The organism is Paraburkholderia dipogonis (genome assembly GCF_046027395.1).
GTDB lineage: Bacteria > Pseudomonadota > Gammaproteobacteria > Burkholderiales > Burkholderiaceae > Paraburkholderia > Paraburkholderia dipogonis_A.
In genome coordinates this window covers 84,608-98,019 of sequence record NZ_JAQQEG010000036.1, presented here as the reverse complement: position 1 = coordinate 98,019, position 13,412 = coordinate 84,608, and the positions used below count along the sequence as shown (strand labels likewise).

Below are 13,412 nucleotides of genomic sequence, written 5' to 3'. Positions count from 1 at the left end.
GCTCGCACGGCGGGTTGGAGCGCGCACATCATCGAGCAACGTGTCGACAACAAGATCATCCGTCCGAGCGCGAATTACACCGGTCCTGACGATCTGCCGTTCGTGCCCATTGCAAAACGTGGCTGAGCGCGACCTGCCTTGTCTCCTCCATCGCGCGCAACGAGAGCGGCGCGATGCAGTTGGGCCTTGGTTCGCCTGAACCCACGGGCCAAGGCTATTTTTGTGTCCGACGCATGTTGCTGCATTGCGCCCCTGATGAAGGCGCAATGTTGTCCGGCCCGACTTCCCGCCTGGAAGTCCGCGCGCTTTCTTTGATGGAGCAGACCATGAGCCACCTTTCCAATGTCCGGCCCGATCCGGATAAAGTCCTCGTTGATATCGTCGATTACGTCCTCGACTACAAAGTCGACAGCGCGCTCGCGCTGGAGACCGCGCGCAACTGCCTGATCGACACGCTCGGCTGCGGTCTAGAAGCACTGACCTACCCGGCCTGTACCAAGCTGCTGGGACCGATCGTACCTGGCACGATCGTCCCCAATGGTGCAAAAGTTCCGGGCACCCAGTTCCAGCTCGACCCGGTACAGGCCGCGTTCAATATCGGCGCGATGATCCGCTGGCTCGACTTCAACGACACGTGGCTCGCCGCCGAATGGGGTCATCCGTCAGACAACCTTGGCGGCATTCTGGCGACCGCCGATTGGCTCTCGCGTAACGCCATCGCCGCCGGCAAAAACCCGCTGACGATGAAGGCCGTGTTGGTCGGCATGGTCAAGGCACATGAAATCCAGGGCTGCATCGCGCTGGAGAACTCGTTCAACAAGGTTGGGCTCGATCACGTGCTGCTCGTCAAGCTTGCGTCGACCGCGGTTGTCGGCCAGATGATCGGCCTGACGCGCGACGAGCTGATCAACGCGGTGTCGCTCGCGTTAGTCGACGGCCACTCGCTCCGCACGTACCGCCACGCACCGAACACCGGTTCGCGCAAATCGTGGGCGGCAGGCGACGCAACTTCGCGCGCCGTGCGTCTCGCGCTGGTTGCGAAGACCGGCGAGATGGGCTACCCGTCGGTGCTCACCGCGAAGACCTGGGGCTTCTACGACGTGCTGTTCAAGGGCAACGCGTTCAAGTTCCAGCGCCCGTACGGCTCGTACGTGATGGAAAACGTGCTGTTCAAGATCTCGTTTCCCGCCGAATTTCACGCGCAAACTGCAGCGGAAGCGGCGATGACGTTGCACGCGCAACTCCACGCTCACGGCAAGATCGTAGAGGACATCGCGAAGGTCACGATCCGTACGCACGAAGCCGCGATCCGCATCATCGACAAGAAAGGCCCGCTTTCTAATCCGGCCGACCGCGACCACTGCATTCAATACATGATTGCGGTGCCGCTGACCTACGGTCGTCTAACGGCCGCGGACTACGAAGATTCGGTTGCGCAGGACCCGCGCATCGACTCGCTGCGTGAAAGAATGGTTTGCGTCGAAGATCCGCAGTTCACGAAGGACTACCACGATCCAGAGAAGCGTTCGATCGCTAATGCACTGACGGTCGAATTCAGCGACGGCATGAAGTTCGACGAGGTAGTCGTCGAATACCCCATCGGCCACAAGCGCCGCCGTGAGGAAGGCATTCAGCTGCTGGAAACGAAGTTCCGGACTAACCTTGCGCGCCGCTTCCCGACCAAACAGCAAAAGGCCATCCTGGACGTGTCGCTCGATCAGAAGAAGCTGGAGATGACGTCGGTGAACGAGTACGTCGATCTCTACATCATCTGATTGGACATCGTCAGAATGTTAAGAACCCATGGTGAGTGCCGCTATCGCGCCGCACATCAAGGTATTACTCCTGGAAATCGTGCTTAGGGAAAAGCCTGACCGGATGTGGCGCGCTGATGCAATGTTGGGATCAATGGTGGTCCGAGCGAGTCATTGCGGCATTGGAGCGCCCGTCCTGACGAAGCGCTGTGCCCACGGTTGCCAAAGCCTCGGCGCACCGAGCGTTGTGTAAGAACCGTCCGATATCACAGTGAGCGCACGGCCGTCCTATCCTGGGTTCCATTGAAGGTCATGGGGGGCATCGTATTCCCCTAAAATAGGTGGACTCGTGAACACTATCGAAGAGGAAGCGCCGGTTGGAAGGCGTCGACGCCGTCGCTACAGAGTCGATTTCAAAGCTCAGGTATCGGCTGCTGGCGGGGGCCTGGCGTGTCGCTCGCGGCCATTGCGTTGCACCGGAAACACCTGTCGACCGTTCGACAATTTGCGCAATCTGGATGGGCGGCGAGTACACTCCACAACGGGGAACGTTTGTGACGGTTACTGTGCGCGAGATTGAGGCCGTGCGGCAGTTGGCCGGTGAGTTTATCCGGCCCACGTTTCGGTCCCTCGGGATGCCAGCGCCTTCGCGCGCTGTTCGTGGATTGCTGAGGGACGTAGCCGCGAGTGTTGATTGTTCGGACAAACCCGTATCTAACGTGTTCGAGCCCGCCTAAGTGCGACTGACTCGCCATTTCCGTCACGAGTACGTCTACAAGAACATTATTGCCCGAAGCAGATCTTTGGCGTCCATCGGCCGGAGAAGGCAAGTCTTTTGACGGAGTTCTGGGTCAACTTGTCCAACGCAGGTTGCGTGGGTCTCAACGGAAGCGGCACCGCGTATGAGATCAAGACCGAGTTCGACATCTGGCCAGACTGCCCAAACAGCGGCCGACGATGGTCGGGTGTTCGACCACGTCAACGTGGTGACGCACGTTGACACTTTTGCGTCGGTCTACGATAGTCATCTTTGCGTCCGCTAGAGTAAGCTGAGCGCTTCCAGAATGCCGGGGCGGGCTGGGCCATTAGATTACCTTCCCCTTTGGGAGTGGCTCCATTCGGAGTAGTAGGTCCATTGAGTCCTGTCGCTCGGCAGGATACCCGAGCACATCGGATATCGCGACACCGGGGAGCAGGCCGCTTCTCAGCGTCAAGTGCAGCGTTGCGATGTCGTCGGCGACGATTGAGTCCTCCAATGCGATCATGCAGCCCGCCTCTGCACGGCGAGCATAGTGTTCCAAGGGGCGAGCCGTCTGGTGAGCAGAGTCATCTGGAAGACGCTGGTATTCCATGTAAAAGTTCTTCGGCTCTCGCGTTGAACCGCTGCAGATGAACGATGCGTTGATTGGATTTCGCAACGGCGCGGAGGGTCGTTCGCCAATGGGTGGCAAAGTTGGCAGCAGCTGGTTCCGATTCACACTGTGCTGGCGTGCAACCATCGAGACCGACTTGCCCGGCTCGAAAGTCTCTCGCACTATCGTCAGCTTTTCATCCGCTGACCATCGCCGCCGGCGCTCCGGCATGTCAACACTTCGATCGCTTCTCGCTTGTTGTTCGTGAAAACATAGTCGTATGCCTACGCGCTATTTAATTGGGAGACTGTGTCCGATGATTCAGGAGGTGCTCACACGCCGCGGGCTGCGCAACTAACAACTACTACTCCGATCTCGAACTCGATCTCGAACTCGAACTCGAACTCGAACTCGAACTCGAACTCGAACTCGAACTCGAACTCGAACTCGACTGGAGTGTGAGCTATGGACGCCAGCGTGATAGGGAAGCAAGTCGATTTCAAGTAATAATATGCCGACGCAGCGCCCACGCCACAGAAGAAAAGACGGTACCAATACCTATCAAGGGCATCCAACTCCGTATCGCCCTTTTCTAAATAGCAACGATGCAAAACGCCTGTATAAGCAGCAGCATCGGCGCTATCCCCGCACTCGAGTTAGTGCTTGTCATCAATATGATCCGGAATGAGGTTGCAAAGAGATGACGATCGAGTAACGAGTTGTGGCCTTACATGCAACCAGTTCACCAGGAAGATCGCGAACTATATACGCCACAATCGCGCGCCGGAGAGTAATACGCCCGTGAATTTGTTGCGTCATGCCCTCCCTTTCCAGTGAGTGCTCCCTGCGTCCTTCAAGGCTAGGAGGCTGATTTGCTGCCGGAAAATGACGTAGCCGGACCAGACGCCTTCGGCGCGGCTAGGGACCAAACACATAGCACCGCGCGGGTCGGGTTGGGTCAACTTCTCAGGCTCTGAGCGCGCGATCAACAGGCGAAGACCGCATAACACTACACGCGGATCAAACAGGTGTGGCGACAGGCTTCTGGCCTGGAAACAGTGACAATCGAAGCCCGATTAGAGCATGAAGAGCCTCCCTTCGCTGCTTGCCGCCAGGCATGACAAAGTCGGCAGCGAAAACCGCCATGAATTGGGCAACGGCAGTGTCTATCTCGACTGCAAGATCGTCATGTACTTGTTGCCGGTCTCCGGACTCCAAGCATTGCTGATAGTGCAGCCCAACTCGCTCGAGTACCCGATCCAGCGCAATCGATGCCTCGCGCGTCAACTTTCCCGCAAGTCGGCGGAGGTCCAGCATGTTGAGCGCAATACGCATGTCACGCAAGCTCGCCGTCGCGGCGTGCTTGTCAGCATCGCTCGGCTGGACTCGAGGAATAAGCTGCATCAACCGGTCAAGCATGCGCGCACCCAGATCGCGTTGCTGGGCGTCCGTCAACCCTGCACCACTGAGGATAACGTCTCGCCAAGTCGAACGCGTCAGTCTCCCGATCGCGGCGCTTGTACCGAACGGACGTATCACGCCTGTTAATATCGACGCAAAAATCACCCCCGCAAGACCAGCGAGGTTGCCGTTGGTAAACGTCAGAAAGTTGGCGTCGTAGGCGTCGCCGATCCCGAGAAACGTCGCGGTCGTCAACGCCACGAGAGTCGATACCAACGCCCATTTCGGGCGCGCCATCAACAGCCCGAGAGGAACGAAGACAGCGGCGAAAAAAATCACAAGCACGGCGAAATCCTGCCCAATCGGTAACACCACGAACAGATAGAAGGCTGATATCCCTACGCCCAGAGCAGAGCATCTTAGGAAGGTGAGCATCATGGGGACAGGCTCGTCAAGGGCCGCGAAAAAACAGGACCCAATAGCGCCGAGAGACACCGCTGCGGCGCCGTCAGCCCAGCCCGAGGCGATCCATAGGCAAGAAGAAATGAAGATGACGGCACCGGCCGAACTTGCCGAAAACCACGCCAACCCGTGATCGAGATAGCTGTGCTTGGTGCCGAGCCGCCAGTGTCGAAATCGTGGGCGCCAGCTACCGGCCTCATGGACAATGATATAACGCAGCGTCCTGCAGTCGCCCCAAAGGTCCACGAGTTGTCGCATGCGCCAAAGCGCGGCCGATAACACCGCGCCCTGCCAAATTGACATTTCACTGTTAGTCGGCTCCATCTGCGCAATGCGGGCACGTAAGTGCGATGCCTCCACCTCGGCATTGTCAGAAAGGGGCCGGTTCATCCACTGGGCGATATCGCTCAGGAGCCCAACGAAGTCAGTGTCTGACCCAACCCGGGCGCTCAGTGCCGCCTCGAGCGTGTCAGCAAGCGCCGACATGATTGGCAGCATGAGTTCCATTCGGGTATGAAGCTCTTCGCTGCGCGCGAGCATTTCTGGGCTTACGTGATCGTAAGCCAACTGACTCAGTAACAATTCGAAACCTCTTACGGTGGCCGCCATCTTCTGTCGACCACCGGAGACAGCATTTCCTGCAGTTTGACCTGATAGAGACACCGTGGCGTAGAGCACAGCCTGCTGGAACCAAGAATCTGTTCGTTCGATCAATGTCGGCGCGAGCCGGCTCGGCAAGATAACACTTCCGATGATATTGGCGCATACGATGCCGAGCGTTATTTCCTCGGTGCGTGCCACGGCAACGTCGAAGATGCTCAGTGGGTCGGCCAATGCAGGCAAAGCGATCACCGACAGGGAATAGCTGGCGAGCAGAAATACATAACTGCGCGCGGTCCGCGTCGAAATTGAAACGTAAACAAAGACGGCGGTCCACAATGCGATCACCGCGCTGAGCAAATACGGGGTTTCCGCAAACGGTGGGACGAGCGCGACAGCGGCAACGGCGCCGAGAAGCGTGCCCAATACACGGTAAAGGGCCTTTGAGCGTGTTGCGCCGACAAACGGATTTGAGACGATGTAAACGGACGCCAAAGCCCAATAGGGCCGTGGCAAATCGAAATAGAACGCGATGTACAGCGCAGTCATCGCAGCGATGAATGTTTTTAAAGAAAAGATCCAGTCGCGCAATGAAGGTAAGGTCATAAACAATTGCCTAGGTATGTAGTTGTTGTTCGTAAACAACACTGGCAAAGGTGACAACCGTCGATAGTGTGCAGCAAACCGAAAAGATCTGCACTTTTCCTGTCGGAAATGATCAAGCCAATGAAAATAACACGCGTTTGTCGTCAAGGGGGCGGACCTATCCGACCGACTTTCAACTGGTGCTCAGGAAAAGCAACAAATGATGACTGGCAAGTGGCGTACTCGTAACAAATCCATTTAGCTGGCCGGGTCGTTGCGGTCAAAGCCAGGGCGGACGTCGACCCACTGTCGCCGGGCACACCATCGTGAGTCCGGCGGCAGATAGGAGGGGTGGCTTGTCCATTCAAGCGTGCTTGTTGGGCCAATAGTTCTTGGGCTTATTCAACGCCTGTCCGCACGCGCCATCGCGCGTACAGAATCCGCGGACATGGGCAGGTGTCGGACAAACCTCAAGAAATGCTTCCATCGGATACCCGGCAGGTCTCGCGGGCACACCGGCCGTTTGAGTGACGGATTTGTGGGAGGGCGGGCGACGATAATCGACCGACCTCTGCCGGACTCGGTTGGCTCAGTACGCCCTCAGCGGTCTCACAACTTGCTCTCAAGCAACCGTTCGAATACGAATCTTACCCAAAAACACATCAGTGCCAGACGATGGCTATCGCGATCGCTGCAAACAGACACCACTTTATGACGTAATAGGCGGTTCGATTCCAAGCCTTCTGCCGCTTCCCGGCCAGCCGCACCGAATAAATATAGCGGAATACACGATTGAGGCCACCCGTCCGATCGCCTGGATCATTCGGGAACGCCGCCGCGCGTAGCAAAAGACCGCCAATCATCCCGATGATCGCCTGTGCCCAAGCGAATTTCATTGGCCTCTCAATGTCGCAAAAGAGAATAATGCGATCCTGCTCCGTGCGGTTGGCGGCATGGTGTAGATAGGTCTCGTCGAATACCACATCCTCCCCGTCTCGCCAGGAGTATGGGATTCCGTCGACGACGATGGCACAGCGATCGTCGTTCGGCGTGACCAGGCCAAGGTGATAACGCAATGAACCGGCGAATGGATCACGATGCGGATTCAGTGTGCCGCCGGCTGGCAGCATCGCAAACATCGCCGCCTTAACGGACGGAAGGCGCCGCAGGATTTCGACTGTGCGCGGACAGAGGGCCTCCGCTGACGGATGCGGATTGTCATACCACTTCAGATAAAAGCGCTTCCACCCGGTGCGGAAGAACGAGTTGAACCCGATGTCGTTATACCCATCGGCCGCGCGAATGCGGCTTGCTTCTGTCAAAGCAAGTGCCTCCTCCCGAAACACGCGCCATTCTCTCTTTATCATCGCCAAATCCGGAAATTGTTGCGGCGAAAGGTATGGCGTGTTGGGCACGGAGGAGAACAGATACGCAAACCAGTTAAGTGGAGCTGTGAAGGTAGAGTGGTCGGTAAGCTGCCTGAAAAAGCTGCCATGTCGAACCCGTCCGCGCCGATGGGTAAGAATTGCACACAGCATCAATAGTACGAGGATAATCCAGCGCATCGCTCAAAACTCCTCTCCAGTTTTTTGCGATGCCATGAATTATACGATCGCCCACAATTTACTGTCGTCTCCGGCATGCGCCCAACAAGCAGGAAGTAGTGCTGTGCGTGGCATGACCGTGCAGGCCGAAGTGGGTATCGATTGAACGATAAAGGCAGTCGCGTCGTCCGGCGGAAACTGGCCGCCTGCTGGCGTAGATTGCGGTGACCCGATGCCCACCGAGGCGTGGATAGATCGCAGTACCAGTGCTTTCGTGCCTTACAGAGCATGAATAAGTCACAAAAGCACGCCCGCGGGTAACATACCTTCTGAAGTTCGCAATCTCCTAGAGGAGGCGAAGGTCGCCAATTCAGCGATCAGGACCAGTGCCAACTACATCGGGTGCGTCATGACCAAGGACTCGGCAGGCAATTCCAACGACCTTTCTGCAGGCGGCAGTCGCTATCATCAGGTTTATCCGAGGCTGGATGACAGCCAGATGGCAATCCTGGAGCGTTACGGCGAACGACGCAAGCTCAAGGCAGGCGATATTCTCTACTCGGAGGGCGAGCGGCACGTCCCAATGTTTGCCGTTGTGTCGGGAACGCTCGAAGGATCGAGAGCGTCGGTGCACGGTCCAGTCTTGCTCGGCAGTCACGTCCCGGGAAGTTTCACCGGAGAAGTTGGCACGCTCGCTGGCCGAGCCGCTGCCGCTACGACTCGTGCCGCCACAGACTGTGAGGTTATCGTCATCGACGAAGACTCGCTCCGCGCGCTAGTCGTCGCTGAAGCGGAGTTGAGTGAAACGATCATGCGTGCCTTTATCCTGCGCAGGGTCGCCTTCATAGAAGACCAGCATGCAGCCTTGATGGTGATCGGGGGTTCAGCCTCCTTCCACACGCTGCACCTTCGCCACTTCCTCAGCCGCAACGGCCAACCTTCGGCCTACTTCGACATCGTGCAGCACGCCGAGGCTGAAGATCTCTTAACTCGCTACGGTCTGACTGCGGCTGATATACCGGTCGTTGTCACTTCTCAGGGCAATGTTCTCAAGCAGCCAAGCAACCGAGCTGTCGCAGATGCAATCGGCCTGAGCCCCGACAGGTTGAATGGTCAACACTTTGACCTGGTAGTGGTGGGGGCGGGACCCGCGGGTCTAGCGGCCGCCGTGTATGCGGCATCAGAGGGATTGCGAGTCGCAGTGCTTGATGCCAAAGCGCCTGGCGGCCAGGCGGGCACGAGTTCCAAAATTGAAAATTACTTTGGATTTCCGACAGGCATATCGGGACCGGCGTTGGCCGGGCGGGGCCTTTCTCAATGTCGCAAGTTCGGCGCCGAAGTCGGTGTTCCCATCGAAGCGCTGCAAATCGACTGCGAAGACGCGTCATATTTCCGCCTTGGACTGGACTATGACGAATGCGTGCACGCTCGAGCTGTTGTCATTGCCAGCGGCGCACGCTATCGGAAGCCGTCAATCGAGCGACTTGAACAGTACGAAGGGCGCGGCGTTTACTACAGCGCCACATTCATGGAGGTCGCTTTTTGCACCAACGAAGAGCTGATCATCGTCGGTGGCGGAAATTCCGCTGGGCAAGCTGCGGTATTTCTTTCCAGGTTCGTTCGACAAGTGCACATCGTGATTCGCGCGGACGGGCTTAGCGCAAGCATGTCCGACTATCTTATTCGCCGGATCAATGCTGCTGCGAACATCACGCTGCACACGAAGACGCAGCTTGTCGAGTTGCGCGGCGAATCGAGATTGGAGTCGATCGTCTGGGACCGGCTGGGGCATCTCGAGCAGATGTCAATCCGACATGTCTTTCTGTTTCTCGGCGCACAGCCCAGTACGGCGTGGCTCGGCGACTGTGTCGCCCTGGACAAGGATGGTTTTGTACTGACCGGCGCAGATACGGGCAGCAAGTGGAGTTCAGACCGACCACCGCACTTTCTCGAGACCAGCCGCCCAGGCATCTTTGCAGTAGGCGACGTGCGGAGCGGTTCAACCAAACGGGTCGCTGCCGCGGTCGGCGAAGGAGCAGCAGCAATTCAGGCCGTCCATCAATACCTTGCCCGTACTCGCTGACGCAGCAGTGCGATATTCTTGGGCTTCAGATGCATTGGCGTTCGATAGCTAGGAACCGCCCGATATCATAATGCAGCGTCACGAAACTGCGCTCGCACAAGCGGGACTGGCCGATGCAGAATTAATTTGCTGCCGGACCGATTGCCGGTTTGACGCCGCTCTCAAGCTTGAATACCGATACCCGTTCACGCAAGACCAGCGATTGCGCGGCGATTGAGCGGCAGTAGAAGCTTCTTCGATCAAAGCGGCGTTCTGCTGGGTCACTTGGTCCATCTGGCTGATTGCCTGATTGACCTGCTCGATGCCAATCTGCTGCTCGCCGGTTGACGCAGTAATCTAGGCCATCAAATCCGTGACGCGTTTACCGCCTGTACAACGTCGCCGATGGTTTGCCGCGCGTCACTTACAAGAGTTGAGCCGGTCGCGACGTGACCGACCGATTTTTCGATGGGAGCTTAATTTCTTTGGCCCCGGCCGCGCGCCGCTGCGCGAGCGTCCGCACTTCACCCGCAACAACTGCAAAGCCGCGCCCCTCTGCACCCGCCTTCGGGGGCCTGAACGGCCGCGGTCAGGGTTTTGTCGCGATAAGGCGTGGTGGGGAAAGGCAATCCTTATCAAATAGGAATCCTTATTTGGCAAGCGAGTAAAATTGGTCGGCAGGCGTCTTGTTCGAACCGTCGGTCCGCGTTTGCCCCTTGTCGATCATGTGCATCAACTCTATGCCGTCGAGCAGAATGCGAGCACATCGGAAATCCTTGAAGCCCTTCATGGGTCGGGTTCGCCGTTTGATCGCCCGATGATCCTGCTCCACGAATATTGTTCAGGTACTTCGCCTGACGAACCTTGATGGGCTGCTCCTGGCCGGCGTTGATGCTCTCGAGCGCCGCCAGGTTGGCTCCGCCTTTGTCGATGGTTACCGTCCCGGGCTCGCCGTTGTGTCTGATTGTCTTCTCAAAGTGCCGCCGTGCCGCAACCCTGTCCCGCTAGGCTCGCAATAGGAAATCGACGGTGGCGCCGTCCTTATCCACGGCCCGGTTGAGGTATCGCCACTGGCCATTGATCCTGATATACGTTTCGTCCATGCGCCAGCTCTTGCCCACCGGGCGCTTGCGTCGCCGAAAGAGCTTCTCCATCACTGGCAGCAACTTCACCGCCCATCGGTGCACGGTTGAATGGTCGACCGAAATGCCGCGCTCCGACATCATATCTTCGAGATTTCGCAGGCTCAGCGGATAAGCCACGTACCAGCGCACGCACAGCAGCATCGCGTCCAGCGGATAATGCAGCGCTTGAGCACCCGCCCGAGCCCTGCATTCATCCCGTTGATCATCGTCCCTGTCGCCTCTGCTTTCATGACGTCGGCATATCAGACCGTCTTGTTGCGACAGAACCAGTTCGGCCATCTAGAGCGCTTCACCATGGCCTGCGCATGGACGGTCGAACGTCAGCTACGCACTCGACAGCGGACCGTCGGAGCGCCACACGCCTGGTACTAGACAAACGGAGTGGTCGAACCCTTAGTGTACCGGCTCTCACGCCAGTGGCATCGTCGTATAGCGAGGGTCGCAACAGATACCGTTGAAAGCATGGAGCGGGAAACTCGCCTCATCCAGAAAGGGCGCGTGAGCTGACGCTGTTGCGCTGGCCCGTGCACCCGACGCGGGTCCGCGTCGGAGGGTACGAACGAGTCTTTAGAACATCGTGCGAAGTCCGATTGCCACGCCTACCTGATTGGTCCGGCCAATGGTGTTGGTCGGAACGCCCTCGCCGTTGACCCCGCCGGGGTAGTCGGCGGAGAAGGCGCCTGTGCCGCGCGCGAAGTCCGTGATCCCGTAGACTTCCGTGCGCTTCGTGAACGAGTATTCGGCGAGAACGGTGGCCGACTGGTTCACCCCCCTCCCGAGCGTGCCGTCGAGCAGTTCAGCATTGCGCGTCTGCCCGTAGTAGTAGGCGAACGTAAATAGCAGCGCAGGCATGGCGTGCCAGTTCGCACCGACGTAATAGGTGTCGTCGATACGGTTGGGGCTGCCACCCTTCAGTGTCGGCGCGCCAGATTGCTGCATGTAGCTGTCAGTCAAACCAGTGTGGTCCTGCCCTCGCAGCCAGCCGGCCAGGAGGCGGATGTCGTGGGTGACCTGAAACGCGCCGCTGATGTGCAGAAAGTTGGTCTTGGCGCCATTGATTGAGCTGCCGACACTGGTGCCAACCGAAGAGCCAGTCGCAGATGTCGGAACGGAGACCTGCTGGAAGCCTGCGTCGAACATGGCAGGGCCGTACGTGTACGTCAGTTCCACGGCATAGGTGGCGCCGAGACCGACCGCGCCCGGCTGGTTGCCAAAGCCGTAAAGGGCATCGACATCCAGGCCATCGAAGCTGCCCTTGTACTTGACCGAGTTGTTGACTTCAAGGCAAGGGCCGATGCCGTTATACATCCAGCTGTTTTGCCAATAGTTGCCAACGGTCAGCGGGTCGAAGATATCGCCCAAGGTGTCGTAGGCCGGCGCATATTGCCTGCCAAAGGTCACCGAGCCCCACGTTTTGTTCGACAGACCCACGAAAGCTTGCCGACTGAACAGGGTGCCAGGGACGTGTAGTTGCCCATTAAAAGCTTCGAAGCCGTTTTCAAGGCGGAAGACTGCGGACCAGCCGTCCCCCAGATCCTCACTGCCCCGCAAGCCCCAGCGGCTGTGGGTTTCCGGGCCGGACGTCATGGCGACCTGGTCGTTGCCGCCCGGGCCAGCATTCGTCTGATACCGGATGGCTTCATCGACGATGCCGTACAGCGTGACCGAGCTCTGCGCAAATGCCGACGACGCCGCGACAGCGAAAAGTGCGCTAGCGGCGGTGGAAATAAGTATTTTGTTCATTAGTAATCCTCAGTAAATGGTGAGCCGACTGGGAAAATTTTTCAACGCGCGAACAATACGACCGTGAACGGAAGCGTAGCCTGTCATTTCGTGGAGGCACAGATACCAGTTACGGAGTGTTGTTTATTTGCGGTGTCGGGACAGGTATGTACGAACCCAGCCCGTTCGGCCAGCGTATTTCCTTCCTGTTTCCCCGGGAGATGGATTACGCCCACCTCTCGAAGGTGGATTTTTGGCCACGTCCTCCATGCTTACCAAGGGTTTACCCTATATATTGCAACAATCCATTCCTGACATCGGGCTTAATCTTAAGCGTCCGCTTACCTAAACTGTAGTCATGGTTACGAACAAGGTGTTCGTAGCAGGACAAAACAGAATCTGGAGGTAAGTACCATGAAGTCCCTTATTCAAGCTGTCGTCGTTGTCGCTGCCCTTGCAGCGCCGGTTGCCGTGTTCGCCCAATCGAGCCGGCCGGTGACCCGTGCGCAGGTTCGCGCTGAACTGGTTCAACTCGAAAAGGCTGGCTATGACCCGGCAGCACGTAACGATGCGACCTATCCGGCTGAAATCCAGGCTGCTGAAGCCAAGGTTGCGGCGCAGAACGGCGCGGCAAATGGTTACGGCGGTGTGGTGAATGGTTCGTCGGTAGCAGGACGCCCGGCGGTGTCAAAGGCGGACTGGAACGCGATGTACAGCCATCCCTAATGCATTGATTGCCGAAAGCGAGCCAGATGCAGAACGCATGCAGTCATTAAGCACCGTCA

General features: G+C 57.8%; 8 protein-coding genes and 3 pseudogenes. 4 read left to right on the top strand and 7 right to left on the bottom strand.

The features are described from left to right. Both PQR32_RS31105 and PQR32_RS31100 read left to right on the top strand, forming a co-directional pair. A partial coding sequence (locus PQR32_RS31105) for a citrate/2-methylcitrate synthase (protein ID WP_408236177.1) occupies positions 1 to 126 on the top strand: 126 nt, incomplete at its 5' end. A gap of 200 nt (positions 127 to 326) precedes the next feature. Continuing rightward, positions 327 to 1,775, top strand: coding sequence for a bifunctional 2-methylcitrate dehydratase/aconitate hydratase (locus PQR32_RS31100; protein WP_408236168.1), 1,449 nt, complete (start codon positions 327 to 329; stop codon positions 1,773 to 1,775). A 1,439-nt stretch (positions 1,776 to 3,214) separates the two neighbouring features. On the opposite strand, the pseudogene PQR32_RS31095 reads toward PQR32_RS31100, so the two are convergent. The 4 genes and pseudogenes from PQR32_RS31095 to PQR32_RS31080 form a co-directional block, all read right to left on the bottom strand. Further along, a pseudogene (locus PQR32_RS31095) lies at positions 3,215 to 3,351 on the bottom strand (transposase); the annotation flags it as partial. Positions 3,352 to 3,438: 87 nt separating this feature from the next. Continuing rightward, positions 3,439 to 3,609: a hypothetical protein gene (locus tag PQR32_RS31090; RefSeq protein ID WP_408236165.1), complete on the bottom strand. Its 171-nt coding sequence runs from the start codon at positions 3,607 to 3,609 to the stop codon at positions 3,439 to 3,441. Between the two features lie 517 nt (positions 3,610 to 4,126). Beyond that, on the bottom strand, positions 4,127 to 6,175 hold the full coding sequence (locus PQR32_RS31085) for an FUSC family protein (protein ID WP_408236162.1): 2,049 nt from the start codon (positions 6,173 to 6,175) through the stop codon (positions 4,127 to 4,129). 641 nt (positions 6,176 to 6,816) lie between these two features. Next, the gene (locus tag PQR32_RS31080) at positions 6,817 to 7,719 is read right to left on the bottom strand and encodes an aspartyl/asparaginyl beta-hydroxylase domain-containing protein (RefSeq protein WP_408236159.1); all 903 of its coding nucleotides are present in this window, start codon (positions 7,717 to 7,719) and stop codon (positions 6,817 to 6,819) included. Positions 7,720 to 8,107: 388 nt separating this feature from the next. On the opposite strand from PQR32_RS31080, the gene PQR32_RS31075 reads away from it, so the two are divergent. Continuing rightward, complete coding sequence (locus PQR32_RS31075; protein WP_408236156.1) at positions 8,108 to 9,781, top strand: FAD-dependent oxidoreductase; 1,674 nt, start codon at positions 8,108 to 8,110, stop codon at positions 9,779 to 9,781. A 121-nt stretch (positions 9,782 to 9,902) separates the two neighbouring features. Here PQR32_RS31075 and PQR32_RS31070 read toward each other — a convergent pair. The 3 genes and pseudogenes from PQR32_RS31070 to PQR32_RS31060 all read right to left on the bottom strand — a co-directional run. Then, positions 9,903 to 10,328: pseudogene (locus PQR32_RS31070) on the bottom strand (methyl-accepting chemotaxis protein); the annotation flags it as partial. Between the two features lie 81 nt (positions 10,329 to 10,409). Beyond that, positions 10,410 to 11,046: pseudogene (locus PQR32_RS31065) on the bottom strand (IS6 family transposase). A 426-nt stretch (positions 11,047 to 11,472) separates the two neighbouring features. After that, a complete protein-coding gene (locus PQR32_RS31060; protein WP_408236153.1) occupies positions 11,473 to 12,648 on the bottom strand; it encodes a porin in 1,176 nt (391 codons plus the stop codon). A gap of 393 nt (positions 12,649 to 13,041) precedes the next feature. On the opposite strand from PQR32_RS31060, the gene PQR32_RS31055 reads away from it, so the two are divergent. Continuing rightward, positions 13,042 to 13,353, top strand: coding sequence for a DUF4148 domain-containing protein (locus PQR32_RS31055; RefSeq protein WP_408236150.1), 312 nt, complete (start codon positions 13,042 to 13,044; stop codon positions 13,351 to 13,353). Positions 13,354 to 13,412: the final 59 nt, after the last annotated feature.